A 25,665-nucleotide genomic window follows, 5' to 3' on the forward strand; every position below is an offset into this window, starting at 1 on the left:
TTCGGGCGCGGCCCGCCGATGCCTGATTTTGGGGAGGGACCATAGCGAAGATGCGGCCTTTAAAGGCTGCGAAGTTGTTACTGTCTGTAAATGAGAAGTAAACGCAGCAACGCGCGGGCTTGGCGTTCGGGCATGGGCTGGTGTAATCGGGAACCGGGACAGCAACGATCCCGCCAATAATCACGGGAGGGACGGCCGTTCTCGGCCGGCATGACCATGATGGACCAACCCCAGGCACCAGAGCAGGTGATCGAGAACCCGCGCGGCGCCAGCGGTCCTGACGTCGTTCGCGCCGACACCCTGGGTCGGTTCCTGGACGACCGCCAGGAGGATCTGGTGGACCGGTCCCTCGCCATCGCCAAGACCTACGGCTATGCGCCCCTCGCCACCACCATCCGCGCGGCGTGGGTGGAGGCGGTGCTGACCCTGTCGGAAAGCCTGTGCGCCGCCGTGACCCATGACCACGCCAGGACCGACGGCGAGGCTCTCGGCGCCCCCGTGGACCACGGCCTGGACCCGCGCTTCGCCCGGTTGCGCGAGGTCGCCCGCCGCCATCGCTCGCGCGGGATCACCGTGCAGATGTTCCTGGGCCTGCTGAAGCACTTCCGGAACGTCTATTGCGGGGTTCTGGCGGACATGCCGGGCGCGGAGCGGACCCGCGCCGCCGTCATCGGCCGCGTGCGCGATTTCTTCGACGGCGCCGAACTGAGCGTCGTCGCCGACTGGGCCGTCGCCGGCAAGGGCGAGCGGCTGATCGAACTCCAGACCCGCACCCGGACGCTGGCGCTCGAAAAGGACCGCTACCTCGCCATCTTCGAGAGTCTGCGCTCACCCGCCTTCCTGTTCGACCGCGCCCGCACCCTGGTCAACGCCAACCAGGCCGCCGCCGAGTTGTTCCTGGGCGAGGCGGACGCCGGCGACATCACCTATCTGCGCCACATGCAGCAGCGGAAGTCCGTGCTGGAGACGATGCTCGCCCCCCTGGTCGACTCCGCGGGAGAGGGGGAACGGAGCGTCTGGCTGGAAACCGTGGAGGGGCCGCGCTGCTTCGACGTCCGCATCCGGCCTCTGCACGACGCGCTGGAGCGGACCACGCTGGGCCATGTGCTGCTGCTGAACGACATCACCGCCCACCGCCGCGCCGCTGAGGACGCGCAGCGGGCGGAACGCCAGATGTCGCGCTTTCTGGCCACCATGAGTCACGAGATCCGCACCCCCCTTCATGCCGTGCTCGGTGCCGTCGACCTGCTGCGCACGGCCGAACCGAGCACCCGCCGTACCTACCTGGACGTGATCGAGGGCGCCGGGCAGACCCTGTTGCAGACCCTGAACGCCGTGCTCGACTACTCCAAGCTGGAGGACGGGCCGCCGGTGCCGCGCGTCGTGCCCACCGACATTGCCGCCGCGCTGGCGGCGTTCCGGCGCGTCGTCGTGCCCGTCCGGGCCGGGCAGGCGACTCGCCTGTCGGTGGAGATCGGTGATGACGTGCCCGCGTGCCTGTACCTCGACTGGGCCATGACGCGTCAGGTGCTCTCCAACCTCGTTCACAACGCCATTCGCTTCGACGACGGGCGCGGTGTCGGCGTCCGCGTATCCGCTTCGGTCGGCCCCGACGGTGCCGGCGCGGTTCGATTCGAGGTCTCCGACCACGGCCCAGGGCTCCCCGAGGAGGACGCCAAGGCCCTGATCCAGCCCTTCGACAAGACCAGTGCCCGCTACACCGGCGCGGGCGGCGCCGGCCTGGGGCTGGCCATCTGCAATCGCCTTGTCAGGGCGATGGATGGCCGCATTGGCGCCGAGACCAGCGACGGCGGCACCCTGGTCTGGTTCGAGTTGCCCTGCGGGACGGACGGCGCCGACGACGCCCTGTCCGATTCGCTGCCCCGCGCGGTGCCGGTCGCCTGGACGGAGGGCCAGCGCTGCCTGCTCGTGGACGACGACTGGAACTGCACCGTCATCACCACCCGCAACCTGGAGCACCTGGGCTTCGTTGTCGATCATGCCGACAGCGTGGCCGCCGCCCTGGCCGCCGTCGAGGCCGGGGACTATGACGCCATGGTCGTAGACTACGTGCTGCCCGACGGGAACGGCTCGGCCCTGGTCCGCGCCCTGCGCGAGCGCGGTGCCGTGGCGGACGCGCGCATCGTTGCCCTGACCGCCAACGTCGAGGTCGTCAACGGTGCGCGGGAGGTTCACGCCTTGTTCGACGCTGTGGTGGCTAAGCCCGCCGACCGGGCCACGCTGGGGCAGGCCCTGTTCGGCGCCGACGCGGCTGCGGCCGGTCTGGCCGACCGTGCGGCTGATCGATCCGCGCTTGAGGAACTGTCGCCCGACAGCATCCGCGCCATGGCGCAGGCCTTCCGGACACAATGGCGGGACTTTCGCGCGACCCTCTCCCGCCTGTCCGGAGACGACCCGCCGCCGCCCGGAACCATCGCCGATCTGGCCCACCGTCTGGCGGGCAGTTCCGCCCTGCTGGGCCTGCGCGACCTCGAAGAACCGCTGCGCGATCTGGAACACCGCTGCCGGGCCGGCGCTGGCGCCGGGGATATGGCCGACCTGATCGGGGCTCTGGACCGGGACCCGGTGAACAGTCCGTCGTGGGCCGCCATCGCGGCCGTCGTGGAGGGACCGTGAGCACCGCCCGCACGCCTCCCGCGTCCGCGCCCGAGGCGATGCCCGGCGATCTCGGGGATGTGCTGTGCGTCGAGGACGACCCGGTGGTGCAGATCGCCCTGGGCGATGTCGTCCGACGCGCCGGCGCCTGCCAGCACATCGCCGCGTCGGCCCGCGAGGCCGAAACGCACCTGGAGCGCCGCACGTTCGACCTGATTGTGCTCGACCGTCGCCTGCCGGACAGCGACGGGCTGCTGCTGATCCAGTCCATCCGGCGGTCCTCCGACTGTCCGGTGATCGTGCTGTCGCGGATGGGCGACACTCAGGACCGCATCCTGGGCTTGGGCCTGGGGGCGACCGAGTACGTCACCAAGCCGTTCAGCCCGGCGGACCTGAGCAGCCGCATCCGCTTCATGCTGATGGACCGCGCCCGTCAGCGCGCCAGTGACCGCTCGCAGCCGATCACGCGGGGACGGCTGTCGTTCCTGCCCGTGTCGCGCCGGCTGAGCATCGACGGCGCGACCGTCTTCCTGCCGCCCGCCGAGGCTCGCTTGCTGCTCGTTCTGCTGGAGAACGAGGGCGAGGTCCTGACGCGCGACGACCTGACCCAGGCCGCCTGCGGTCGCGACTGGAGCCCCGGCGACCGCACCGTGGACGTGCTGATCGCCCGCCTCAGGAAACGCATTCCCCAGGACGTGGCGGAGATTGTCACGGTTCACCGGGCGGGATACCTGCTGACCATCGCCCCGGCCCACCCGTGATCCCGGTGGAGGAGACGGAGTCGGCCGTCTTCGGGGCGGGGGCATCGTCCTTCGTCAACATGGCATATATTTTTGATGTTGAAGAGCGGCATTTCGCAATTTTAGGGATAATGCCGCGCGCAAAAGAATGACATTCTTATGGAATTCCCAGAAAAATAGGGGCCATCGGGTGGAACAGATTCCCCTTCTCGTGTAGCGTACGGATGTCGATGGAGGCTGCGGGGCCGGCAACCGGCCCCTTGAACTGTGCCCCATCAAACCCCGCGGGGGCCAACCAAACCGGCTCCACGCATCTTCGGCGTGGGTTTCATGACCTTGCCGCGCGCCGCAGTCACAGCGGCGCGCATGGAACAACAGCACTGATGATCTGCTGCCGGAGCCGGGCCACCCGTCCGCGCATCCGAACGTTCCGAGGCTCGCGACCGACGGACCACTGTGTCAGGGGGCCGCCCCCGCCCGACCGACGGACAGTCGGTCGTCGGCGCGCGCCCCCGGCCCGCCATGGAGAACGAGCATCGTGACTGAGTCCTACATCTTCACCTCCGAATCGGTCGGTGCCGGTCATCCGGATAAACTGGCCGACAACATTTCCGACGCCGTCCTTGATGCCATCCTGGCCCGGGATGCGCATGCCCGTGTGGCCTGCGAGACCATGGTGAATACCGGCATGTGCATTCTGTCGGGGGAAATCACCACCACGGCCCATGTCGATTACGCCCAGGTGGCGCGGGACACGATTCTCGACGTCGGCTACGACGATCCCCGATACGGCTACGATGGGCGCTCGTGCGCCGTTCTCGTCGCGCTCGACAAGCAGTCCCCCGATATCGCCCAGGGCGTCAATGAGGGCGCGGGCCTCGACCTGGATCAGGGCGCGGGCGACCAGGGCCTGATGTTCGGCTTCGCCTGCCGCGAAACCGAAGACCTGATGCCGCTGCCGATCCAGCTTGCCCACCGCATGACGGCGCGGCAGGCCGAGGTGCGCCGGGCTGGCGCCCTGCCTTGGTTGCGTCCGGACGTGAAGAGTCAGGTCTCCGTGCGTTACGAGAACGATCGGCCGGTCGGCATCGACGCGGTGGTTCTGTCCACCCAGCACGACGAGGACGTCACCCACGACACGCTGCGCGAGGCGGTGATCGAGGAGATCGTCAAACCGTGCCTTCCGGCCGACATGCTGACCGCGGACACCACCTACCACATCAATCCGACCGGCCGCTTCGTCATCGGCGGCCCGGTGGGGGACTGCGGCCTGACCGGACGCAAGATCATCGTCGATACCTATGGCGGCATGGGCCGGCACGGCGGGGGCGCCTTCTCCGGCAAGGATCCGTCGAAAGTGGACCGATCCGCGGCCTACGCCGCCCGCTACGTCGCCAAGACGATCGTCGCGGCCGGGTTGGCCGAGCGCTGCGAGGTCCAACTCGCCTACGCCATCGGCGTCGCCCGGCCGGTATCGGTCAGGGTCGATACCTTCGGCACCGGCGCCATCCCGGAGGCGCGGATCGAGGCGCTGGTCCGCGACCACTTCGATCTGCGGCCGAAGGGCATCATCGCCATGCTGGACCTGCTGCGTCCGATCTATCGCCCGACCGCCTCGAACGGCCACTTCGGTCGTCCCGACGTGCCGTGGGAAAAGACCGACCGCGCGGACGCGCTGGCCGCCGACGCGGGCCTCAAAACCGCCGCCGCATAGGCCGAACAGAAGGATTGCATCATGGAAAACATCGACTTCCAGGACCGCAACAGCGACCTACTTGCCCGCGACCAGGATCACGGCGACGATCCCATCTCCGCGCGCGACAGTGACCTGTACCGGGGCGAATACGTCCAGACGTTCGTCGAGAAGTGGGACGAACTGATCGACTGGGACGCCCGCGCCGAAAGCGAGGGCCGCTTCTTCATCGACGTGCTGAAGGCCCGGGGCAAGACCAAGATCCTCGACGTGGCTTGCGGCACCGGCTTCCACTCCGTCCAGTTGATGCGGGCCGGCTTCGACGTCACCTCGGTGGACGGCTCCGCTGCCATGCTGGCCAAGGCGTTCGAGAACGCCAAGAACCGCCATATGATCCTGCGCACCTGCCACGCGGACTGGCGGTTCCTGAACCGGGATCTGCACGGCAAGTTCGACGCCATTATCTGCCTGGGCAACAGCTTCACCCACCTGCACAAGGAATGCGACCGGCGCCGGGCGCTGGCGGAATTCTATGCGGCCCTGAAGCACGACGGCATGCTGATTCTGGACCAGCGCAACTACGACGCCATCCTGGACAACGGGTATTCGACGAAGCACAAGTACTATTATTGCGGAGACAAGGTGACGGCCGAACCGGAGTACGTGGACGAAGGTTTGGCTCGTTTTCGCTATGCCTTCCCGGACAAGTCCGAGTACCAGCTCAACATGTTCCCGCTGCGCAAGAACTACATGCGGCGCTTGCTCAGCGAGGCCGGTTTCCAGCATGTCCGCACGTTCGGCGATTTCCAGGAAACCTATCAGGAGGAAGAGCCGGACTTCTTCATTCACGTTGCCGAGAAGACTCACGACGCGGAGCGCGGTGAGCGTGACCTGAAAAAGATCGCCTCCGTCGCCGAGACCTATTACGACAGCGGTGATGCCGACAACTTCTACTACCACATCTGGGGTGGTGAGGACATTCACATCGGCCTGTACACCGACAAGGCCGGCGAACAGATCAAGGATGCCAGCCGCCGCACCGTCGATACCATGGCGGAACAGGTGGAGCTTGACGCGGACAGTCGGGTGCTCGATCTGGGCGCGGGCTACGGGGGTGCCGCCCGCCGGCTCGCCGCCACGCGGGGCTGCCGCGTGCACTGCCTCAACATCTCGGAAATCCAGAACGAGAAGAACCGCCAGCTGAATGATGAGCAGGGTTTGGCCGACAAAATCACCGTCGTTCACGGCAGCTTCGAGGACGTGCCGGAACCGGACGCCCGGTTCGATGCCGTCTGGTCGCAGGACGCCATCCTGCACGCCGGTGATCGTGAACTCGTGCTGGAGGAGGCGTTCCGGGTTCTCAAGCCCGGCGGCCACCTGATCTTCACCGACCCGATGGAGATCGACGATGTCGCCGAGGGCGTGCTCCAGCCGGTCTATGACCGCATTCACCTGGAGAACCTGGGCTCCATCGGCTTCTACACGGAAGCGGCCGACCGCGTCGGCTTCGAGACGGTGTCGATCACCGAACTCACCGAGCACCTGCCGCGTCACTACGGCCGGGTCGCCGAGGTGCTGCGCGAGCGCTACAGCGAACTGACCAAGGTGTGCAGCCGGGGCTATCTCGACCGCATGCTGGTCGGCCTGGACAACTGGGTGAAGGCCGGCGAGGCCGGGCACCTCGTTTGGGGCATTCTGCACTTCCGCAAGCCGGAGCGGTAATCGACCCTCCGCGCGCGGCCCATCGCGGACGGGGCGGACTCGCGCGGGCGGGTCCGCCCCTTGGCTTGGGGGCGGCTGTCTTTCGGCAGCCGCCCTCCAGGTGCGAACGGTCTCATCAGAAACCGTACGACCGACGCTGGACCTTGCGTCCCCCCCCCCCCCCCCCCCCCCCCCCCCCCCCCCCCCCGCCCCCCCCCCCCCCCCCCCCCCCCCCCCCCCCCCCCCCCCCCCCCCCCCCCCCCCACGGGAACAGGAGCGGCACCACCGCGACCGTCAGGGCGATCACCAGCCCCTGGAGCGGCACCCCAACCTTGACGAAATCCTTGAACCGATAGGCGCCCGGGCCGAGCACGAGGGTGTTCACCGGCGACGCGACCGGGGTCGAGAACGCCGTGGAGGCCGCGATGGCCACGCCCATCAACAGTGGATAGGGGGAGATGCCCAGGGTTTCGGCCGCGCCGATGGCCATGGGGGCGACCAGGACCGTGGTCGCCGTGTTGCTGATGACCTGACTGAAGACGGAGGTCAGCACAACCAGCCCGGCCAGCAACGCGGTCGGTCCCACCGCGCCCAGGCTGTCGACCAAACCGGTGACGATCATGTCCATGGCGCCCGTGTTTTCCAGGGCGGTGGCCATCGGCAGCATGCCGGCGATCAGGACCAGACTCTGCCAGTTCACAGCCCGGTACAGGCCGGAGCCAGAGACCGCCCCGGTCAACACCATGGCGGCGGCCGCGCCCAGCACGGCGATCACGGTGGGCACGATCTCGACCGTGATCAGCCCCAGCATCAGCAGGGTCACGATCAGGGCATGGGGCGCCTTTTCCGGAGCCTCGGCCACCTCGTCCAGTTCCTCCGGCAGGCGCAGGACGAGGAAATCATGGCGAGCCTCGCGCAGGGCGGCGATCTCCTTCCAGCCGCCGCCCACCAACAGGGCGTCGCCGAAACGCAGCGGCCGGGTGGCGAAGTTGCCGGGGACGGTGCGTCCCTTGTGCTGGACGGCCAGCACGCCCAGGCCGTGGCGGTGACGAAAGCGGGTGTCCTTCAACGTCTTGCCGATCAGGCTGCTCTCGGGCGTCAACAAAACGTCGGCGATGCCCAGTTCCCGGGCCATCACCCGGTGATGCCGATCCTCCATCGGCAACACCTCCAGACCCAGGGCGGCGGCGGTCGGGATCAGTTCGGCCGTGGTCTCGGCGCTATGGACGGCGAACAGCACCTGTCCCGGCCGAAACCGGCTCTGCGCCAGGGCCGGCGTCGCAGTGTCGCCAAACCGCCCGGTGGACTCGAAGCCCAGCACGGTGATCCCGTGTCCGGTCCGCAGCGCGGCCTCGGCCACCGTCTGCTCGATCAGCGGTGAGCCCGGGGTCAGGCGCATCCGGACCAGCTTGCCGGCAATGCCGTAGTGCTCGGCCAGGGCGGCGAGGGTGCGGCGCTCGCCGGCGCGCCGGGGCGCTGGCGCGGTTCCACCGGGCAGCAGCCTTCGGCCCACCGTGAGCATGTAAACCATGCCGACCGCGAGCACGATCAGACCCGGCGCCGTGAAGTCGAAAAAGCCGAACGGCTCATGCCCCGCCCGCTGCAACTGGGTGGACACGACCAGGTTCGGCGGCGTGCCGATCAGGGTCAGCATGCCGCCGATCAGCGAGGCCAGCGACAAGGGCATCATCAGGCGCCCGGGGGCGAGGCCGGCCTTGACCGCCAGCCGCAGGGCGACCGGGATGAAGATGGCGACCGCGCCGGTCGAACTCATGACCGCCGACAGGCCCGCGACAACGGCCATCAACAGCACGAGAAGGCGCACCTCGCCCGTGCCGGCGGTGTCCACCAGCCAGTCGCCGACCCGGAAGGCAACCCCGGTGCGGAACAGGCCCTCGCCGACCACGAACAGACCGGCGATCAGCACCACGACGGTGGCGCCGAAGCCGGCGACCGCCTGCTGGGGCGTGACCAGCCCGGTCAGGGCCAGCGCCAGAACCGCCAGCACGGCCACCACATCCAGGCGAATGCGGTCGCTGACGAACAGGGCGATGGTGGCGGCCAGAATGGCCAGGACCGTCACGATCTCAGGGGCCACGAGAACCTCTCCGGGTGATGGGCCGGGGCCGCGCCGTGGCGCCGGCGCGGTGCCCTGTTGAACGGCTTCATGGCCGCGATCACCCCCGGTTGTCCACCATAAATCGCCCCGCAGGCGCACCCGGGTGGGCGAGCGGGAACCGGCGCGTCTGACGGAATTGGTCGTGGCAAATCCTTCTGGAACCCGGCGGCTGTGCCAAGCGTTCCCTTCCGAGATCTCCGTTGAAAGGGCGACCGCACAGCATCACCTTGCGGAACGGGAGGCCACAATCACCGTGACGCGTATTGATCACGCCTATCATGAAGCCAACATATGGCTGAACACGTTGGCCGAAACCCCCGGCATCGGCGCACAGGGCCAAGCCTATGGCGCCCTGCGTGTGGTGCTGCATCAGGTGCGCGACCGTGTCACCGTGGATCAGGCCGCGCACGTCGGAGGTCAACTCCCGACCCTGATCCGGGGCATCGACTTCGAGGGTTGGAAGCTGGCCGTCATCCCCACCCGGGAACGGTCCCTGGATACGGTCCTGGAGTCCCTCGGCGACCGCTTGGCGGATGTTCCAAAGATCGACGGTGAGGAGGCCCTGGTGGCTGAAAAAACGGCTCAACGACACGGAAATCGACCACATGCTCGCGGAGATGCCGAATCAGGTCCGCGCGCGCATTGAGGAGGCCGAGACGACCCGCCACTGACGGCGGCTCCCGTCGTTCCCGTCCCCTCGATGTCAAAGGAGGCCAGCATGTATTCCCGCATCATGGTTCCCGTCGATCTGGCCCACGGTGAAACCCTGCGTAAGGCCATGACCCAGGCCGGCGATCTCGGCCAGTATTATGGCGTCCCGGTGAGCGTGGTCGCGATCACCACGGCGCAGCCCACCGACGTTGCCCGCAACCCGGAGGAGTTCGTCGATGAACTCACCGCGTTCGTTCAGGAGTACGCCGTGCGGACGGGTGCGCGCATGCAAGCGGATCCCATCATCAGCCACGACCCGGCCACCGATCTGGACCGCGTTCTGCGCAAGCGCAGTCAGGAACTGGGGGCGGATCTGGTGGTGATGGCGTCCCACATTCCCCGCTTCCACGATTCCATTTTCGGTTCGCACGCCGGGGCCTTTGTACGCCACAGCGACGTGTCGGTGTTCGTGGTGCGGTAGGCCCCGTTCGGTCAGCCGACCGCCGGATCGTGATTGCCCGCGCCGCCGCTATCCATGGCGAGGCGGGCGATCAGGGGCAGGTGATCCGAGGCCACACGGGCCGGCCAACCGCGCCACGCCCGGGCCGAGACTAGGCGCGCGCCCGGGCCGGGCCAGACCTTGTCCAGCGGCAGCAGGGGAAGCGGGGCTGGCCACGTCCGCCGCCAGGGCGGACGCCCACCCAGCCGATCAATCAACGGCCGATAGGTGGGCGACGGCGGCCACATGTCATTGAAATCGCCGAGGACGACGGTCGCGCGCGGGGCTGCCTTGATCTCCACCTCCCAGGGCGTTCCCAAAAGGCTCGCCAGCCGTTCGGCCTGCCAGGCCCTCTCCGGGCCTGAAAGCCCGAAGTGGGTCACTACCACGCGCAGACAGCCCCGCGGCGCCTGGATCAGGGCGTCGATGGCCCCGCGCGGCTCGCGTCCGTCGCGGGCGAGGCTGAAGCGGCGCGCGGCGACGATGGGGTGGCGGCTGAGCAGGGCATTGCCGTAGCGCCGTCCGGCCCGCATCAGATTGGCGCCGGCGCGCGCCTCGCAGCCCAACGCGTCGGCGAACGTGGCCAGTTGGTCCACCTCCGACGGATCGCTGTCAGGCAGCACCGGCAGGACCGTCAAGTCCTCCAGGTCGGCGCCGCCGGGGCCGAGCACCTCCTGAAGCCCGATGATATCGGCGTCCAGCCCCCGCAGCACGCGCGCCACCCGCCCGACGTCGCGCCGGCGGTCGAGCCCGACGCAGGTATGAACGTTGTACGTCGCGATGGTCAGCGTATCCGGGGACGAGGACAAGGTTGGCATCACGGTTCTACCCCCGCCGCCGGACATCCGGCGCCTGGGTGCGCGCCGCGCGCCGCGAGACGGCCCTGAAGGCGACCACCAACGCCAGCAGGCCGGCCGCGATCAACCCGGCGCGCCATGGCGAACTCGCCTGGATCACCTGCCACAGCCCCTCGCCCAACAGACTCATCACCGCGATCCCCGGCACCATGCCGACCAGCGTGCCCCAGATGAAGACACGCCAGGACAGTCCGGCCGCCCCGCAGGCCAGATTGACCAGCGTGTACAGCAGCACCGGAACAATCCGAAAAAAGAGCACGGTCTTGAGGCCGTGGCGGCGCGCCGCCCGTATGACTCCGTCCATGGGCTTGACGCGGGCCTGCAACGCCTCAAGCGCCGGGCCGCCGAGCCGACGGCCGATGGCGAACCCGGCGGCGGCGCTCGCCAACGCGCCCACGGTGCTGTAGACGAAACCGAGCAGCGGGCCGAACACCACCGCCATGGCCACGATCAAAGCGGTTACCGGTGCCCCCACCAGAGAGCCGCCCGCCATCAGGCCAATGGCGCCAACCGGCGCCAATGGGTGGACACGGATCGCCTCGACCCAGGCCGTCACCGCCTCGCGCGTCACCATGGCATGCAGAGGGGTCCCCTGCCACACCGCCACCACGAGGATGACCAGCGCCCCCAGCAGCAACACGCGCCGATACGGATGGCCCTGGGTTTGCCGCGCCACCGCCGTTCCCTCCGGAAAAAACACGCGCGGCAGGTCCCGGGCCGAGACCGGCGCCTCGAAGTCCCCCGGCACCGGATCGGGCAGCGCCTCAACCAGGTCCTCGGGCGCGTCGCCGCTGTCCACCGGTGCCAGTCCGCGTACGGCCGGATCGCCGTGGTGGTCGAGGACGGCATGGAGCGAGCCGGTCTCGCGCAGGGTGGCCCGCACCGTCTCGGGCGGGGTGGCGAGGTGCTCCCCCAAAAGGCGACACAGCACGGTCTCGATCAGAAGTGCCACGTCGGCGCCGCGCGACCGCCCGGTGTCCGGATCGGGCAACCCCGGCTCCAGGTGCAGATCCAGCTCGGTATCCAGCCCCATCGACCGGTTGTTGAGGTTGGCCGAGCCGTGACGCATGGCGATGTCATCCACGATCATCAGCTTGGTGTGGATCTTCATCAGTCCCGACCCGCGCCCTTCCAGCACCGGCGTCACCACCCGCAGGCGCCCGTGCCGGTCGGCGGCGCGCAACGCCCGCAGCAGCCGCTCGCGCCCCACGCCCATGGTCGCGGTCTCCAGCCAGCCGTCCCAGACGCGCGGGATCACGGCCACCACCTCGGGTCCGTCCGCTGCGGCCAGCCGCTCGGCCAGCGTCTCGGCGACGAGCCGGCTAGTGAGGTACTGATCCTCGATGTAGATCCAGCGCCGGGCCGCGCGGATATCAGCGGCGATCAGACGGGCGATTTCGTCGATGGCGGGGGCGTCGTCGTGGGCCGGCCGGGTCCGCGCCAAGGCCACGGGGAGGGATTCGATATCCGCTGGCACCGACGCGGGCCAGGGAGACGGCAGGTCGGGCGCCGGGGCGGGCGGCGCCGGCTCGTCCGTGACCCGCGCCCAGCGCGCGCGGATCATGGCGCCGAGGTTGGCCGCGACCGGCCCCTCCATCATCGACTGCATGTCATGAAAGGGCGGATATGCCTCGCCGCTGGCCGACAGGCGACGGCGCGGGTCTTCCAGGCGGTGCTCGACGGTATCCCAGCGCGCCTGCGCCAGATCCAGCCCGCCCATGAAGGCCAGACGGTCGTCGATGACCACGATCTTCTCGTGGTGTGCCGAATCGACCGGTCCCGTGCCGTCCAGGCGCAAGGTCATGCGCGGGTGCGGATTCCACTCCCGCCGCCACGCCGGCAGCATCTCCCGGTCGCTGGCGTAGAACATGGGGAAATCCCACAGCAGAACCCGCGCGACAAGCTCGGGGCGCGCCTCCGTCAGCGCGCGCAGCAGCGGCGCCAGCGTGACCGGCCAGCCGTCGTCCGGCGGCGGGGCGTCCGGATCGCAGAGGGGGACCGTGCTGGAGATGTCCCAGGCCACGATCAGAATCTGGGACCGCGCCGCGATCAGCGCCGCGCGCAGGGCGGCGAAGTAGGCCGCCCCGTCGATCAGGACCGCGTACCGGTCGGCCCGCGTGATCCGCCAGCAGGTCTGGCCCGGTACGGCGAGCGGTGACACGCCGTCCCAACCGTCGAACCCGGCGATATCGCCCGTTGTTGAACGTTCGTGATGATTGGACATGGCAACACCCTACGGAACCCGCCCCGATTACACCAGTTCCAGGTTAGACGCGCCTCGCGCCGCCGTCATGGAACGCATCCCTTGGACCGGCGTTGACTCCTTACTGGGGCCCACCTTGGCACACAGGAGGACAGACGATGGCCAGATCGAGCGGGTCGCCAACTCCAATGGCACCAACTCCTATGGCACCATCGTCGGGGCGCTGGCCGTGCCCTTGCCGGAGGGTGGACCGGCGCGCTTCAGCGCGCCGCGCGGCGTAACGCAGGAGCACCGAATACGATGGTCGAACCAGACAAGAGCGTCCAGACACCCGCGCCCGGTCGAGTGGTGCTGACCCACGGCCGCAGCCTGATGGCGCTCGCCGTGGCGCGTTCGTTGGGCCAGCGCGGGATCGAGGTGATCGGGTGCGACGAGACGCCGATGATGGCGCTGTCGTTCTCGCGGTATGTCACCCGCACCTTTCTTCATGACCCCAAGGGACCCCACGGAACGGACCATATCGACTCCCTGGCCCAGGGTGTGCGGGACACCGCGCCGTCGGACGGTCGGCCCTATGTGCTCATGCCGATTCACGAGGACACGCCGAACATCGCTGCCCGGCGCGATCTGTTCGAGCCTGTCGCCCGGGTCGCGGCGCCCACCATCGAAACCATCGACGCGGTGTTTCCGAAACACAATCTGGCGCGCACCTTGGAGCGTCTGGGCGTCGAGGCGCCACCGACGCGCCTTCCGGACTCCGCAGAGGAAGCCCGGCGCGCCGCGGAGGACATCGGGTTTCCGGTGTTCGTCAAACCGGCCTCGTCCACCGGCGGGCGCGGAATCGCGCGGGTCGAGGACGCCGCCGACATGGCGGAGGCGTTCGAGGCCGCGCGGCTGATCGATCCGGACGGCACGGTGCTGGTCCAGGGCTTGGCCGACGGCGAAGACTACTGTCTAACCGCGTTGTACCAGGACGGCGTGCCCCGGGTTCACATGGCCTATCGCAATCTGGAAACGTTTCCGGGGGCCGGCGGCTTCGGGGTGCTGCGCGAGACCGTCGATCCGGGTCCCATGCCGGCGGTGGCCGAGCGTCTGCTCGGGCCGCTCGGCTGGACCGGTGTGGTGCAACTCGATTTCCGTTGGGACGGAACAGCCGCCGGAACGCCGCGCCTGATCGAGGTCAATCCGCGCTTCTGGGGCGGGTTGTTCCAATCCATCGAGTCCGGCGTCGATTATCCGTGGCTGCTGTACCGGATGATGGTCGACGGGACCGTGCCGGCGGTGCCGGAGGTGCGCCTGGGGCAACGCACCAAGGTTCCGTTGGTGTGGATCCTGGGCGCCATCGAGGACCTGGCCGAGGACGGCGCCCGCTTCGACTCCCTTGAAGAAGCCTGGGCACGGGCGCGAACGGAAGCCCGCAGCGGTGGCTGGTGGCGCGCGCTGACCCAAATGGCCGGCGGTCTCGGTGATGCCCTGGTGCCGGCCGCGTCACGCCAGCGTTTTGAATCACGCTGGCAGCGCGCCGAGAGTGCCCGCTCGGAACTGTTCACCGCCGATGATCCGCTGGCCGGGCTCGGCCTGCTGTACGCGGTCGGCTCCCTGGTTCGAAACGGACGACTGCCGGAGGAGTTCTCCCGATGACCGACCATCTCCCGACCCTTGGCCGGCGCTGGCCCCGGATCGGTGTGACGGGATCGGCGGGGCGGCGCGGCGGACGCCTTTGGCCGCTGCACGCACTGTCCCTGTTGATGGCGGGGGCCGTGCCCCGCCGTCTCGTTCCGGGTGCGGACGTGGAGCAGGTGGACGACCTCGACGCCCTGGTGATCGGCGGCGGCGATGATATCGGCGCCTCCGTGTACGGCGGCGACGTGATGCTTGATGTGCGCATCGACCCGGCCCGCGATGCCTTCGAACTGGCGGCGCTGGAGCGGGCGGAGCGGCGCGGGCTGCCGGTGCTGGGGGTGTGCCGGGGCGCGCAGATGCTCAACCTGTCGCGCGGCGGGACGCTGCACCAGGATATGTACGCGGTGTATCGAGAGACGCCACGCCGACGGACCGTCCTGCCGCGCAAGCGGGTCGATGTGGCGCCGCGCACGCGGCTGCGCCGCCTGCTGGGCCGAGCGGTGACCGGCGTCAACAGCCTGCATCATCAGGCCGTGGACCGCCTGGGCGCGGGCGTGCGGGTGGCCGCGCGCGACCAGCACGGCATCGTCCAGGCCATTGAGGTGCCGGGCCGCCGGTTCTTTCTCGGTGTGCAATGGCACCCGGAGCTTCTGTTCTACCGGGGGCGTCAGGCGGGACTGTATCGCGGTCTGGCGCGCGCGGCCCGTCGGCACCGCCGCCTCGCGGTGGGCCGGCATCACTCATCGGACGTGAGGTAGACCATGCCCGAAGATCAGACTTACAGTCCGCAGACACCGGCGTTGCAGTACCGGCTTGGCGATTGCACGCCGGCCGAGTTGCTGGACCGCCCTGACCTGTCCCGGCGGGACAAGCTGGCGGTGTTGCGCCAGTGGGACCACGACGCCATCGAACTGATGGTGGCGGACGAAGAGAACATGGGCGGCGGGAACACTGCCTCGTTGTCGGACATCCGCGACGCCATCCGAAGCCTTCAGGACCCTCAAGGCGAGGGAGAGGGCACGGAGGATCGCAACGGCTCCACCGTCCGCGAGGTCATGACCACCCCTGTCCGAACGGTGCACTCCGACAACCGGGTGAGCGAGGTGGCCCGCCAGATGGCTGCGGACACTGTCGGGCTGTTCATCGTGCTGGATGGTGACGCGGTCGCCGGGGTTGTCACGGATCGTGACATCGCCGTGCGGGTTGTTGGCGCCGGGCTCGATCCGGCCGCCCATCCCATCGCCGATGTCATGACGAACCGGGTCGTGGCGTGTTACGGCCGGGCCAGCCTTTCCGAGGCCGCCGACGTGATGAGTCGCGAAGGGGTGCGCCGCCTGTGCGTCGTGGACGACGAGGGCGCGCTGATCGGGCTTGTGTCGCTCAGCGATCTCGCGCTCGGCAGCGAGAGCGATGCCATGATCGGCCGTGTCCTGCGGGCCATCACGCGGGCGCCGGGATCGGGTCCGTCCATGGCGGGTGGGGTCACAAGCCGGCATTCCGAGACCAATCGACCGGGCGGACTGCAGGTTTATCACCTGCGTCCGAAAGTCGGCCCCTGACCCTCGACGAGAGGTGATTTCCATGACCATGGCGACGCATCGCGAGGAAACCGACAGCCTGGGTGTGGTGCGCGTTCCGGCGGATCGGTACTGGGGCGCGCAGACCGGGCGCGCGCTGGAGAACTTCCCGATCGGCACCGAGCGCATGCCGCTGCCCCTGATCCACGCCCTTGGCGTGCAGAAGCAGGCGGCGGCGCGCGCCAACGTGGCCCTGGGCGACCTCGACTCCGGCCTTGGCGACGCCATAGAAACGGCCGCGCGCGAGGTGGCCGACGGCCGGCTGGACGATCATTTCCCGCTGCCCGTCTGGCAGAGCGGCAGCGGCACCCAGACCAACATGAACGCCAACGAGGTGATCGCCAACCGCGCCAACGAGCGCCTGGGGCAGCCCCTTGGCACGCGCGCGCCCGTGCATCCCAACGACCACGTCAACCGCGCCCAGTCGTCCAACGACACCATACCCACGGTCATGCACCTGGCCACCCTGCTGGAGATGCGGGACCGCCTGCTGCCGGCACTGGACCACCTGCACGCCGTCCTGCGCGAGCGGGCCGCCGCGTTCGGCGACCGCGTCAAAAGCGGCCGCACCCACCTTCAAGACGCCGTGCCGGTCACCTTGCGGCAGGAGTTCGAGGGCTACGCCGCGCAGGTGGCGGGGGCGACAGCACGGCTGCGGCGCCTGACGGACGACCTGCTGCCGCTGGCCCAGGGCGGCACGGCCGTCGGCAGCGGCCTGAATTGCCCGCCCGGGTTTGTCGAGCGGTTTCTGGAGGAGGTTCGCGCGCTGACCGGGCTGCCGGTGACGCGGACGCCTGACCACTTCGCCGCGAATGCGTCCCATGACGTGTTCGTGGACCTGTCGGGCGCGCTGGGCGGCGCGGCGGCGGCATTCAGCAAGATCGCCGGCGACATCCGCTTCATGGGCAGCGGCCCCCGCTGCGGCATCGGCGAACTGGCGCTGCCCGCCAACGAGCCCGGCTCGTCGATCATGCCGGGCAAGGTCAACCCGACCCAGGTGGAGGCCCTGTTGATGGTCTGCGCCCAGGTGGTGGGCAATCACGGCGCAGTGATGCACGGCGCCGCCGGGGGACAGATGGAACTGAACACCTACAAGCCGGTCATCATTCACAACGTCCTGACGTCGATCCGCCTGCTGGGCGACGCCGCGCGCTCGTTCGCCGACCGCTGCGTCGCGGGACTGGCGCCGGTGGACGCCCGGCTGGAGGACTTGTCCGGCCGGTCTCTCATGCTGGTCACGGCGCTGGCGCCGGTCGTGGGCTACGACCGCGCCGCCGAGGCCGCGCACAAGGCCGCGAAAGAGGACACGACCCTTCGCGACGCCGTGTTGTCGCTCGGTCTGCTCGACGCGGCGGACTACGACCGGGTCGTCGATCCGGCCGTGTTGGCCCGGGGCGGCCTCAGCGCATCCGGTCGCTGAGTTCGGGCGGCGCGTCCTGCGTCGTGTCTTCGGAATCGCGCATGGCCGGGTGTCCCGTCGGCCGATCGCCGAGCCCGCGATCCACCAGTCCGCGCAGCACCGGCGAGCGCATCAGCACCAGTGCTCCGGCCAGGATCAGGATGGCGCTGGCCTCGAAGAAGATGGCGCGCGGGTCCATTTCCTTGCTCTGCAGCACGATCAAGCGCGACAGCGCCGTCATGGCGATGAGGATCGGGTACAGGAACGCCGCCCGCTCGCGCGCGTAGTACACCTTCACCATGCTGAGAACCTCGGCGTAGAGGAACAGCAGCAGAATGTCGGCCAGGGTGACGGTCCGGTTCAGGTAGACGGCCCAGATTTCCAGGCCGACCGCTACGATGGTCATCACCACGACGAAGCCAAGCAGGATCCGCTCGGCCGCGCCGATCAGGTGCGTGGGACTCATGCGTCGCCTCGCTGGGTCGGGTTTCGGGCTGTCCCGGTGCGAACCGCGCGCCGGGGCTCTGCGAGGAAACGCTTCTCCACCCGGTGGGTTCCCGTCCCGGAGAGAGGGATGTTTCCTTCTTTTGGATGAGGTGGGTTGCACCAACGGAGAAACGCCCCAGATACTTGGTATGGTTGGACGCGCCATGGAACGCACCCGCCACCGCAAACGTTTCGCTCCAGTGGGAGCCACGAGACGGGTGGAGCGAAACCATGTCGCACACTGAACGGAACCACGGTCGCTCCCATTGGGACCAGGCGGCCGAACGCAAGCGTGTCAACGGCGGCGGCAATGGCCGCGCGGACACCGGACTCACCATCGGGGCGGACGCGAAACGCCCCCCGTCTCCGCAAGGAGACCAGCACGTAACGTCTCCGCAAGGAGACCAGCACGTAACGTCTCCGCAAGGAGACCAGCACGTAACGTCTCCGGACGGAGACGCCGGCCACGGCATCACAACGCACCTGAAACGGATGTACCGGGAGAGGGTCGAAGAACCCCTGCCAGAGACCTTCCGCTCCCTGGTGCGGCGCCTGCGAAGCGCCAACGACACCCCTTCGGACTGACGGAGCGAGCGATCCTCCGCTTTGTTTTCTCCGGACGGTCCCGAAGCGAGGCCGTCGGGCTCCGTGGCCGGTTCGACGAAAGAAAGGAGGCATCCATGTCGTCCTTCAATCAGGAACTGACCGACGCCTTGCCCCACATGCGGGCCTTCGCGCATTCGCTGACCAACGACCGTGCGCTGGCGGATGATCTCGCCCAGGAGGCCGCGACCCGCGCGCTGGCCAACCGCGACAGCTACCAGCCGGGCACCAACTTCCGTGGTTGGGTGTTCACCATCCTGCGCAACGCCTTTTACTCCGAGCATCGGCGCAAATGGCGCAAGAGCGAGGAGACCGACGAGGAGACCATGCTGTCCCACGGCGTGCCCAGTGGACAGCAGGCCAGTCTCGAACTCGACGATTTCAAGCGGGCCTTCGCCTGCCTGCCTGAGGAACAGCGCGAGGCCATGGTCCTGGTCGGCGCGTGCGGGTTCGAATACGAGCAGGCCGCCGAGATCGCCGGATGCGCGCCCGGTACCATCAAGAGCCGGGTCTCGCGCGGCCGGCGCGACGTCAAAGCCTTGCTGGACGAGGATAACCTGGACCTGCCCCGGATGCCGGCCGGCAGGCCCGCGCCGCATGACGGCCTGATGGAGGAGATCGACACCCAACTTGGCTTGGCGGCGCAGTAGCGCCCGGACGGTCAATCCGACACGCAAAAGGGAGCGCACAGTGGGCGCTCCCTTTTTCTTGGTCGATGCTTCGCCGGCCCCGGCGCACGTCGGTGTCGCCTCTGTCGGAGCCTCTACCCGAACGTCCAGACGGCGAACCCGAGGGCGCCGAGAGACATCCCAAGGGCGACCAGCATCAGGGCTCCATCTTCGGCGAGAAGCGCCAGCCCGAAGACGGCAATTGCGAGGGAAGGCGGCCCCGCCCCGCCTGGAATGATCGCCAGCGGATACATCGACAGGGCGGTGATGATGATCATCACCATGGCCATTCGACGCCAGACATCGGTGGTGAATGTTCGTAGCCGAGGCTGAACCAACACACTGGCTCGCCGGGCCCACGGCCGCACGGCGGCGATGGCCTGTCGCGCGCGGTCGCTGCTGATTTCGGCCCGCCCCACGCGTCGCGGCAGGCGGGGCGGCCCGGATCGCAGCAACGCCTGCGACAAGAACAGCGTCAGGGCGGTCGCCAGCACGATGCCGGCCCCGGGGATCCAGTTGACCGGCGAGAGCATCACCAGCCCGATGGCGAACACCAGCGGTCCCTGGGCGCGCGGCCCGAAGGTCTCCAGGACGTCATCAAGGGATACGGTGTCGCGCTCTGCGGCGCTTCGGTCCAGCGTGTTCAGAACGCTTTCGACGGTCTGGGCCATTGTTTGTCTCCCCGTTCAACCGCGGGCGGCGAAACACCCCGGAGGGGCGGGTTCAAGAGTCGCGACACCGCGTTCGCGGTCGAGAGGTGCCCCCGACCGAGAACGCGGCGGTCCACTGGACGGCTGCCCACTGGGACGCGACAGGCGGCGCTCAGGTTCGCTCGCGAGCCAGCCCCAGCTTCAGCATCCAGCCGCCGTTGATGAGCAGCTCGGCGGCCACCAGGACGCCAAGCAGCGTCTTCGACAGGACCGGAATCGTGAACAGGATCGCCAGACCGACGCCCAGACTGAGCAGACCGCTGCCCAGCGCCCAGGCCCACCCTTGTAGCAGGCGAACCGAAAACGAAAACGCGGCCTTGGCGAGACCCGAAGCGGTGAGGAGCAAGCCGACCAGCTTGGTCAGCGTCAGAGTGCCGGCCAGCGGCTCGACCAGGAACATCAGCCCCGCGCCGCCTGCGATCACGCCCAGAATCAGATGCCAGACGGATCCGCGTTCGCGATTGAACGGCAGGGCGTGCATCAACTCAAAGCCGCCGAGAACGATCAGCGACAGCCCAAGAAACCACTCGACGGCCGTCGTGGCCAGCCAGGGCAGGAAAAGCGCCGCCGCCCCGGCCAGCAGCGAGACGACGCCGATCCGGGTCAGGTCGCCCTGATCAACGCCCCAAACCCGTTCCTCTGGCTCGCCATGAAACGTGGGCTCGTCGGCGGTGGATGTCATGGAATGTGCCATTGGATCATCCTCCTGTTTCCGTCCCAACGCCCCGACGTCCGGGCGGGCCGGACGTCGGGTGAGGGAACACGCGGGCGCTTACCCGCGCTGATAGGCCTCGACAACCTTCTTGACCTTGTCGCGAGCCGCCTCGTAGCTGCCGCGCAGTTCGTTCGAGGCGGCGCTGCCGGCATTCTTCAGCTTTTCGGACTGGTCCTGGAAATCGGCCCAGGCCGTTTCGGCGAGGCGGGAGTCAACCTTGCCGTTGCCGCCGCCCGATGCTTCGCCGGAACCGCCGCCATTTCCCGTGTCGGAAAAGCTCTGACGCATGTCGTCCCACTTCTGTTTGAGGGCGTCGAAGTCGCTCTGAACGGCCTGCACATATTTGTTGTCTTGCATGGTCATGGTGGTCCTCCATTTCCGGTTGCTGGTTGCGCGTTGGTTTTTCGGCGTTCGACGGTCCGCGACGCGTCGGCCGTGTCGCAGACGGCGCTCGCGGACGTCATTGGCGAGTGTCATGCCAACCGACGATAGGATTGACTCGTCCGGCCTTCACGACGCCGAGCCGGCGTTGTTGAATCTTTGTTTTGCTCGCCGCAGCGCCCCTTCTGGGCGCGCGGCTCCGCCGCCCCGGCCGCCCAAAGGGCGGCCATCCTTAAATCGGCGCCGCGAAGCGGCGCCGTGGGCGCCGGCCCCCAGTCTGAAAAAGCTGGCGTCGCGAAGCGACGCCAGAGGCGCGCCGGCCGGCCGTCGAATGAAGTCAGGTCATTCGACGGCCGGTATCCGTGGCCTCAAGGCACCGGCGGGCGCCGGCCCGACATCACCGAGGCGACCACGGACACGGCGAACAGGATCAGGAACACGAAGAAGAGAACCTGCGCGATGCCGGCCGCAGCCCCGGCGATGCCGCCGAAGCCGAAGATCGCGGCGATGATGGCCACGACGAAAAACATGATGGCCCAACCCAACATGGGAGCCTCCTGTTCGTTTGTGACGATGGAGCCGTCGGTGCCGCCAATGATGGGGCCAAAGACGGGACGCGACGGCCGCGCCACGGTGTGACTGCATAAACAACTCCGAGCACCCCTGTCGGGTTCCGATGCCGCCAGCGATTTCGTTGCGCGTCTGTTGCGCGTGCCGCCGAGCGCCCGGGATTCGGGCCTGTCATTCGAATGGGCACTTCGCCCTCTCACGTCAGGGAGGGATTCGGTTTAGCTGGTTGAATGGTAATTGCTTTTCCGCCCGAGACAGGATGGCGGGGGACGCCAGTCAGCGGGCAATTCGCGCCGTGACGTGCAATCGGGCGCGTTTTCACGGGAACCCCAGGGCGGCACCGGCGTTTCCGATTGGCGAAGCGAAATGAAGGAGACAAGTGATGAAAGCCGACGATCCCGCTGGCACAAACGGTACCGCGACCATGAGTGCGGCCAACATGATGAAAGTCGGGCTGGGGCTGGTCCTCGTCGTCATTCTGGCATTCGTCTGGGTGCGTTGGGGACCGGGTTCCTGGGAGGTGCAGATCACCGGCACGACCGGTGACGGGCGCGATGTCCAATACCGCATCGAGACGGTCTATGCCGGCACCGCCGACACACTGATCTTCAAGAACAAGGATGCCGGGTTCGCGCCCCCGTATTTCAAGTTCGATTCTGCGGACCTGCAATCCGTGGCAAGCCGGGTGACCCGCGAATGCCCGCAAGAGCCCGTGATGGTGAACGGGTATGGCCTGCGCATTCCCTTCCTGGACATGTTCCCCAACGCCGTCTCGATTGACGCACCGGAGCGTTGCCTTAAGGCCCCGTCCGACCAAGGCGAGGGCGAAGTCACCGGGACCGGGTGACATCTGTCCCGCAACCATGATGCGCGGGAACAAAGCCACTGCAAAAAGGAGACCCCGATATGAAACAGGCGCTGATGGCCATCGCGATCATTGTGCTCGTCGCCGGGGGCGTCATGGTCGGCATGTCGTTGACTCAGTCGGATAGCGAGCAGGCCGGCGATCAGGCCCGGGATGCCGTCGAGGAGGTCGGCGACGCGGTCGAGGAGGCCGGCGAGGCTCTCAACGAGGCGACCGAAGGGGCCGCCCAGAGCATTGAGGACGCCGCCCAGCAGGCCGAGGACGCTGCCGACGACAGCTAAGGCGTCCCACGATCCGCTTCCCGGGTCGGACCCCGCAGGGACGGGGCGGGAAAAATCCCGGAACCCGCTCCCCGGGTCCGGCGTTCCCCATCAAGTCCGTCCGACCACGAAAGCTGTCGGACATCCGTTCACCGGAAAGACCAATGGAGAGCATCCCATGACTGTGCGCACGACCCTGGTTCTCGCCCTGGCCGCGCCGCTCGCCCTGGGCGCCTGTTCGAACATGACCGCCAGCCAGCAGAGCACCGTCAGCGGCGGCGCCATCGGCGCTGGTGTCGGTGCGGCGGGGGCCGCCGTTACGGGCGGCTCGGCGGCTGCGGGTGCGGCCCTGGGCGGTGCCGCCGGTGCCGCCGCCGGTTATCTGAAGGAAGAACTGCGCGACTAGGATGTGAACGACCCGGGCGGCTTCTTCGACGAAGCCGCCCCCCCCCCGTCCTTCCTCTCCCCCCTCTCTCCCTCGCGCGCCCGTCCCCACGCCCTGTCCCGCAGGGGACGCGACACCGACGTTGTTTTCCAATCCATGCCGTCGCAGAGACCGCGCGCGCCGTTTCAAGGAGGAGACGACCCATGAGCATGCCCAAGACGACCAAGCCCAAGATGACATTGGGCCGGCTTGCCGCCGGCGCCGCACTGGGTCTCGCCGTGGCCTCTCCGGCCCATGCCCTGTTCGGCTTCGAGGGCGTCAGGACCATGCGCGATGCCGACATCCCGGCCGATGCGCCGACGTTCGAGGAACAGGCGATCCGCTACTACAAGCAGTTCAGTTTGTTCGAGGCGGACCGGATGGGCGATTGGTACGACGCCGAGCACTTTGCCGACAAGGGCATCGCCGTCGGACACGGCGAGGCGCCGAGCCCGGAAGTCGCCGCCGACCAGGGCATTACCGACCCACTCCATCTGGCGCGTCTGAATCAGGCCCGCGAGGCCCTGATGCATGTTCTGACCACGGATGGTCCCGACATCGCCCCCAAGGCGTCGGCCTTCGCGTTGGTGAGCTACGACTGCTGGGTCGAGCAGGTGCAGGAAGGCCACCAGCACCAACACATCGAGGCCTGCCGGACCCAGTTCCGCGACGCCATGACGGTGCTCGCCGCCCTGGATGCGGTGGACGATCCGTCCGTGGTGGCCGAGGCCGTGGTCTTTTTCGGCTTTGACGAGGCGACCCTGACGCCGGACGCCCGCGCCGTGCTGGACGAGCTGGAGGAGACCCTGGACAATCCGGACTCGGTGGCGATGCGCGTGGTCGGGCACGCCGACCGCTCCGGATCGGCGGACTATAACCAGGCGCTCTCGGAGCGTCGCGCCGTGGCCGTGGCGGACGCGCTCACCAACATGGGCCTGACCGTGCGCGAGATCGACACCCTGGCCCTGGAGGCCCAGGGCGAGACGGCGCCGGCCGTTCCCACCGGCGACGGTGTGCGCGAACCGCGTAACCGCCGCGTCGTCGTACAGGCGGTGGGCCAATCGACGCCCGATGTCGTCGTCGTGGGCGCCAAGGACATGCCCGCGCTCGAGTCCACGCTCTGGTAGGCGGAGTGTCGCCTGTCCGAGCCTCGCGCGCCTCGGGTTGATCCGTGTGAACGGGTCGGCCCGGGGCGCGGTGTGTTCACCCCCCCATGCTCAGGTGATCGCCGATGTTCGACGCGTTGTCCCTGCCCGTGGTGGTCGGGCTGTTCGCCGCCGCCGGCCTGACCATCGCCGTGCTCGGCGTGCGGTTGACCTCTCTGGCGGATCGCCTGGGAGACCGGACGGGCCTGGGCGAGGCCGTGGTCGGCGGTGTTCTGTTGGGGCTGGCCACGTCGCTGTCCGGAACGGTCGTGTCCGTCACGGCGGCGCTGGACGGTCGCGCGTCGCTGGCCTTTTCCAATGCCGTTGGCGGCATTGCCGCCCAGACCGCATTCCTGGCCCTGGCGGACCTTCTGTATCGCCGCGTCAACATGGAGCACGCCGCCGCCGAACTGGCCAGCGTCGTGCAGGCCGCCCTGTTGTCCCTGTTGCTGGCGGTGGCCCTGCTGGCGGTGACGGGGCCGGACATCGCCGTCCTTGGCATTCACCCGGCCTCACTGGCGCTGGTAATCCTCTATGTCCTTGGCACCCGCGCCACCGCGCGGGTTCGCCAACGGCCGATGTGGCACCCGGAACAGACCCGCGATACGCGGACGGACACCCCGGAGGAAAGCCCAGAAGAAAGCACGGGGGCGCGGGGCGGCATCGCCCCGCTGCTGGCGCAATTCCTGGGCCTCGCCCTGGTGCTCGGCGCGGCGGGCTGGCTCATCTCCAAGACGGGCGGACGGATGTCCGACATGCTGGGCGTTTCGGAAACCGCCGTAGGCGCCCTGCTGACGGCGGTGACCACGTCGCTGCCGGAACTCATCACGACGCTGGCGGCGGTGCGGCGCGGCGCGCTGCAATTGGCGCTCGGCGGCATCATCGGCGGCAACACCTTTGACGTGCTGTTTCTGTCCGCCTCCGACGTGGCGTACCGCGACGGCTCGTTGTATCACGCCGTGGGTCTTGGCGATCTGTTCTGGCTGGTCATCGGCCTGACGATGACCGCCGTGCTGCTGCTCGGCTTGATCGTCCGGGAACGCCGGGGCATCGCCGGCATCGGCTTCGAGAGCGTCGGCGTTCTGGGGCTCTACGCCCTGGGCATCGCCGTTCAGGCGGTGCGGTAACGGCGCGTTCGCCCTTGGCGCCCCACGAAAAAA

General features: G+C 68.5%; 25 protein-coding genes. 17 read left to right on the forward strand and 8 right to left on the reverse strand.

Going from position 1 to position 25,665, the window contains the following annotated elements; translation table 11 throughout:
* Positions 1 to 216 precede the first annotated feature (216 nt).
* The 4 genes from BLS85_RS10530 to BLS85_RS10545 all read left to right on the forward strand — a co-directional run bounded on the left by BLS85_RS10530 (position 217) and on the right by BLS85_RS10545 (position 6,771).
* Positions 217 to 2,637 (forward strand): ATP-binding protein, encoded by a 2,421-nt coding sequence (locus tag BLS85_RS10530; protein WP_176793601.1) that lies wholly within the window; start codon positions 217 to 219, stop codon positions 2,635 to 2,637.
* Positions 2,634 to 3,377, forward strand: a complete 744-nt coding sequence (locus BLS85_RS10535) for a response regulator transcription factor (RefSeq protein ID WP_218128377.1) — start codon at positions 2,634 to 2,636, stop codon at positions 3,375 to 3,377. Before BLS85_RS10530 ends, BLS85_RS10535 begins: the two co-directional genes overlap by 4 nt.
* A 514-nt stretch (positions 3,378 to 3,891) precedes the next feature.
* Positions 3,892 to 5,070 carry a methionine adenosyltransferase gene (gene metK, locus BLS85_RS10540; RefSeq protein ID WP_143027159.1) on the forward strand — a complete coding sequence of 393 codons (1,179 nt, stop codon included), beginning with the start codon at positions 3,892 to 3,894 and terminating at the stop codon, positions 5,068 to 5,070.
* 21 nt (positions 5,071 to 5,091) lie between these two features.
* The gene (locus BLS85_RS10545) at positions 5,092 to 6,771 is read left to right on the forward strand and encodes a glycine/sarcosine N-methyltransferase (protein ID WP_092786035.1); all 1,680 of its coding nucleotides are present in this window, start codon (positions 5,092 to 5,094) and stop codon (positions 6,769 to 6,771) included.
* Between the two features lie 115 nt (positions 6,772 to 6,886).
* Here the strand turns inward: BLS85_RS10545 and BLS85_RS10550 are convergent, their stop codons facing one another.
* Entirely contained in the window at positions 6,887 to 8,848 is a 1,962-nt protein-coding gene (locus BLS85_RS10550) for an SLC13 family permease (RefSeq protein ID WP_092786037.1), read from the reverse strand.
* Positions 8,849 to 9,122: 274 nt separating this feature from the next.
* Here BLS85_RS10550 and BLS85_RS10555 point away from each other — a divergent pair, with 274 nt between their 5' ends.
* Positions 9,123 to 9,515, forward strand: a complete 393-nt coding sequence (locus BLS85_RS10555; RefSeq protein WP_218128379.1) for a DUF2267 domain-containing protein — start codon at positions 9,123 to 9,125, stop codon at positions 9,513 to 9,515.
* 72 nt (positions 9,516 to 9,587) lie between these two features.
* Entirely contained in the window at positions 9,588 to 10,001 is a 414-nt protein-coding gene (locus BLS85_RS10560) for a universal stress protein (protein WP_176793603.1), read from the forward strand.
* Between the two features lie 11 nt (positions 10,002 to 10,012).
* Here BLS85_RS10560 and BLS85_RS10565 read toward each other — a convergent pair whose 3' ends face one another.
* Positions 10,013 to 10,837 (reverse strand): endonuclease/exonuclease/phosphatase family protein, encoded by an 825-nt coding sequence (locus BLS85_RS10565; RefSeq protein WP_176793605.1) that lies wholly within the window; start codon positions 10,835 to 10,837, stop codon positions 10,013 to 10,015.
* A gap of 7 nt (positions 10,838 to 10,844) precedes the next feature.
* Positions 10,845 to 13,100 (reverse strand): VTT domain-containing protein, encoded by a 2,256-nt coding sequence (locus BLS85_RS10570; RefSeq protein ID WP_092786043.1) that lies wholly within the window; start codon positions 13,098 to 13,100, stop codon positions 10,845 to 10,847.
* Positions 13,101 to 13,379: 279 nt separating this feature from the next.
* Here BLS85_RS10570 and BLS85_RS10575 point away from each other — a divergent pair, with 279 nt between their 5' ends.
* The 4 genes from BLS85_RS10575 to BLS85_RS10590 are packed head-to-tail and all read left to right on the forward strand — an operon-like array spanning position 13,380 to position 17,699.
* Entirely contained in the window at positions 13,380 to 14,720 is a 1,341-nt protein-coding gene (locus tag BLS85_RS10575; RefSeq protein WP_092786045.1) for a carboxylate--amine ligase, read from the forward strand.
* Positions 14,717 to 15,460, forward strand: coding sequence for a gamma-glutamyl-gamma-aminobutyrate hydrolase family protein (locus BLS85_RS10580; RefSeq protein ID WP_092786047.1), 744 nt, complete (start codon positions 14,717 to 14,719; stop codon positions 15,458 to 15,460). Before BLS85_RS10575 ends, BLS85_RS10580 begins: the two co-directional genes overlap by 4 nt.
* Before the next feature lie 3 nt (positions 15,461 to 15,463).
* Positions 15,464 to 16,261 (forward strand): CBS domain-containing protein, encoded by a 798-nt coding sequence (locus BLS85_RS10585; protein ID WP_092786049.1) that lies wholly within the window; start codon positions 15,464 to 15,466, stop codon positions 16,259 to 16,261.
* A gap of 22 nt (positions 16,262 to 16,283) precedes the next feature.
* Complete coding sequence (locus tag BLS85_RS10590; RefSeq protein WP_218128381.1) at positions 16,284 to 17,699, forward strand: class II fumarate hydratase; 1,416 nt, start codon at positions 16,284 to 16,286, stop codon at positions 17,697 to 17,699.
* Here the strand turns inward: BLS85_RS10590 and BLS85_RS10595 are convergent.
* Complete coding sequence (locus BLS85_RS10595) at positions 17,680 to 18,144, reverse strand: phosphate-starvation-inducible protein PsiE (protein WP_092786051.1); 465 nt, start codon at positions 18,142 to 18,144, stop codon at positions 17,680 to 17,682. The genes BLS85_RS10590 and BLS85_RS10595 overlap by 20 nt on opposite strands.
* A gap of 251 nt (positions 18,145 to 18,395) precedes the next feature.
* Here BLS85_RS10595 and BLS85_RS19785 point away from each other — a divergent pair, with 251 nt between their 5' ends.
* Entirely contained in the window at positions 18,396 to 18,749 is a 354-nt protein-coding gene (locus BLS85_RS19785; protein ID WP_425438478.1) for a NepR family anti-sigma factor, read from the forward strand.
* A 95-nt stretch (positions 18,750 to 18,844) separates the two neighbouring features.
* Complete coding sequence (locus BLS85_RS10600; RefSeq protein WP_092786053.1) at positions 18,845 to 19,417, forward strand: sigma-70 family RNA polymerase sigma factor; 573 nt, start codon at positions 18,845 to 18,847, stop codon at positions 19,415 to 19,417.
* Between the two features lie 113 nt (positions 19,418 to 19,530).
* On the opposite strand, the gene BLS85_RS10605 is transcribed toward BLS85_RS10600, so the two are convergent.
* The 4 genes from BLS85_RS10605 to BLS85_RS10620 form a co-directional block, all read right to left on the reverse strand.
* Complete coding sequence (locus tag BLS85_RS10605; protein ID WP_092786055.1) at positions 19,531 to 20,106, reverse strand: exopolysaccharide biosynthesis protein; 576 nt, start codon at positions 20,104 to 20,106, stop codon at positions 19,531 to 19,533.
* A 151-nt stretch (positions 20,107 to 20,257) separates the two neighbouring features.
* Complete coding sequence (locus tag BLS85_RS10610; protein WP_092786057.1) at positions 20,258 to 20,839, reverse strand: HdeD family acid-resistance protein; 582 nt, start codon at positions 20,837 to 20,839, stop codon at positions 20,258 to 20,260.
* Positions 20,840 to 20,917: 78 nt separating this feature from the next.
* Positions 20,918 to 21,223 (reverse strand): hypothetical protein, encoded by a 306-nt coding sequence (locus tag BLS85_RS10615; RefSeq protein WP_092786059.1) that lies wholly within the window; start codon positions 21,221 to 21,223, stop codon positions 20,918 to 20,920.
* Positions 21,224 to 21,609: 386 nt separating this feature from the next.
* A complete protein-coding gene (locus BLS85_RS10620; protein WP_092786292.1) occupies positions 21,610 to 21,789 on the reverse strand; it encodes a DUF1328 family protein in 180 nt (59 codons plus the stop codon).
* A 404-nt stretch (positions 21,790 to 22,193) separates the two neighbouring features.
* Here BLS85_RS10620 and BLS85_RS10625 point away from each other — a divergent pair, with 404 nt between their 5' ends.
* The 5 genes from BLS85_RS10625 (at position 22,194) to BLS85_RS10645 (ending at position 25,632) form a co-directional block, all read left to right on the forward strand.
* The gene (locus BLS85_RS10625) at positions 22,194 to 22,658 is read left to right on the forward strand and encodes a DUF1523 family protein (protein WP_218128383.1); all 465 of its coding nucleotides are present in this window, start codon (positions 22,194 to 22,196) and stop codon (positions 22,656 to 22,658) included.
* Between the two features lie 59 nt (positions 22,659 to 22,717).
* A complete protein-coding gene (locus BLS85_RS10630; protein ID WP_092786061.1) occupies positions 22,718 to 22,957 on the forward strand; it encodes a hypothetical protein in 240 nt (79 codons plus the stop codon).
* A 157-nt stretch (positions 22,958 to 23,114) separates the two neighbouring features.
* Positions 23,115 to 23,342 (forward strand): hypothetical protein, encoded by a 228-nt coding sequence (locus tag BLS85_RS10635; protein WP_092786063.1) that lies wholly within the window; start codon positions 23,115 to 23,117, stop codon positions 23,340 to 23,342.
* Between the two features lie 182 nt (positions 23,343 to 23,524).
* On the forward strand, positions 23,525 to 24,487 hold the full coding sequence (locus BLS85_RS10640) for an OmpA family protein (RefSeq protein ID WP_092786065.1): 963 nt from the start codon (positions 23,525 to 23,527) through the stop codon (positions 24,485 to 24,487).
* Between the two features lie 104 nt (positions 24,488 to 24,591).
* Entirely contained in the window at positions 24,592 to 25,632 is a 1,041-nt protein-coding gene (locus BLS85_RS10645; RefSeq protein WP_092786067.1) for a sodium:calcium antiporter, read from the forward strand.
* Positions 25,633 to 25,665 lie beyond the last annotated feature (33 nt).

It is taken from the genome of Rhodospira trueperi (assembly GCF_900101965.1).
GTDB classification, from domain to species: domain Bacteria; phylum Pseudomonadota; class Alphaproteobacteria; order Rhodospirillales; family Rhodospirillaceae; genus Rhodospira; species Rhodospira trueperi.

Coding starts and splice junctions, on each gene's coding strand:
- BLS85_RS10530 (WP_176793601.1), top strand. CDS start 217: ATGATGGACCAACCCCAGGCACCAGAGCAGGTGATCGAGAACCCGCGC.
- BLS85_RS10545 (WP_092786035.1), top strand. CDS start 5,092: ATGGAAAACATCGACTTCCAGGACCGCAACAGCGACCTACTTGCCCGC.
- BLS85_RS10560 (WP_176793603.1), top strand. CDS start 9,588: ATGTATTCCCGCATCATGGTTCCCGTCGATCTGGCCCACGGTGAAACC.
- BLS85_RS10565 (WP_176793605.1), bottom strand. CDS start 10,837: ATGCCAACCTTGTCCTCGTCCCCGGATACGCTGACCATCGCGACGTAC.
- BLS85_RS10570 (WP_092786043.1), bottom strand. CDS start 13,100: ATGTCCAATCATCACGAACGTTCAACAACGGGCGATATCGCCGGGTTC.
- BLS85_RS10575 (WP_092786045.1), top strand. CDS start 13,380: ATGGTCGAACCAGACAAGAGCGTCCAGACACCCGCGCCCGGTCGAGTG.
- BLS85_RS10580 (WP_092786047.1), top strand. CDS start 14,717: ATGACCGACCATCTCCCGACCCTTGGCCGGCGCTGGCCCCGGATCGGT.
- BLS85_RS10585 (WP_092786049.1), top strand. CDS start 15,464: ATGCCCGAAGATCAGACTTACAGTCCGCAGACACCGGCGTTGCAGTAC.
- BLS85_RS10590 (WP_218128381.1), top strand. CDS start 16,284: ATGACCATGGCGACGCATCGCGAGGAAACCGACAGCCTGGGTGTGGTG.
- BLS85_RS10595 (WP_092786051.1), bottom strand. CDS start 18,144: ATGAGTCCCACGCACCTGATCGGCGCGGCCGAGCGGATCCTGCTTGGC.
- BLS85_RS19785 (WP_425438478.1), top strand. CDS start 18,396: ATGTCGCACACTGAACGGAACCACGGTCGCTCCCATTGGGACCAGGCG.
- BLS85_RS10600 (WP_092786053.1), top strand. CDS start 18,845: ATGTCGTCCTTCAATCAGGAACTGACCGACGCCTTGCCCCACATGCGG.
- BLS85_RS10605 (WP_092786055.1), bottom strand. CDS start 20,106: ATGGCCCAGACCGTCGAAAGCGTTCTGAACACGCTGGACCGAAGCGCC.
- BLS85_RS10610 (WP_092786057.1), bottom strand. CDS start 20,839: ATGGCACATTCCATGACATCCACCGCCGACGAGCCCACGTTTCATGGC.
- BLS85_RS10615 (WP_092786059.1), bottom strand. CDS start 21,223: ATGACCATGCAAGACAACAAATATGTGCAGGCCGTTCAGAGCGACTTC.
- BLS85_RS10620 (WP_092786292.1), bottom strand. CDS start 21,789: ATGTTGGGTTGGGCCATCATGTTTTTCGTCGTGGCCATCATCGCCGCG.
- BLS85_RS10625 (WP_218128383.1), top strand. CDS start 22,194: ATGAAAGCCGACGATCCCGCTGGCACAAACGGTACCGCGACCATGAGT.
- BLS85_RS10630 (WP_092786061.1), top strand. CDS start 22,718: ATGAAACAGGCGCTGATGGCCATCGCGATCATTGTGCTCGTCGCCGGG.
- BLS85_RS10635 (WP_092786063.1), top strand. CDS start 23,115: ATGACTGTGCGCACGACCCTGGTTCTCGCCCTGGCCGCGCCGCTCGCC.
- BLS85_RS10640 (WP_092786065.1), top strand. CDS start 23,525: ATGAGCATGCCCAAGACGACCAAGCCCAAGATGACATTGGGCCGGCTT.
- BLS85_RS10645 (WP_092786067.1), top strand. CDS start 24,592: ATGTTCGACGCGTTGTCCCTGCCCGTGGTGGTCGGGCTGTTCGCCGCC.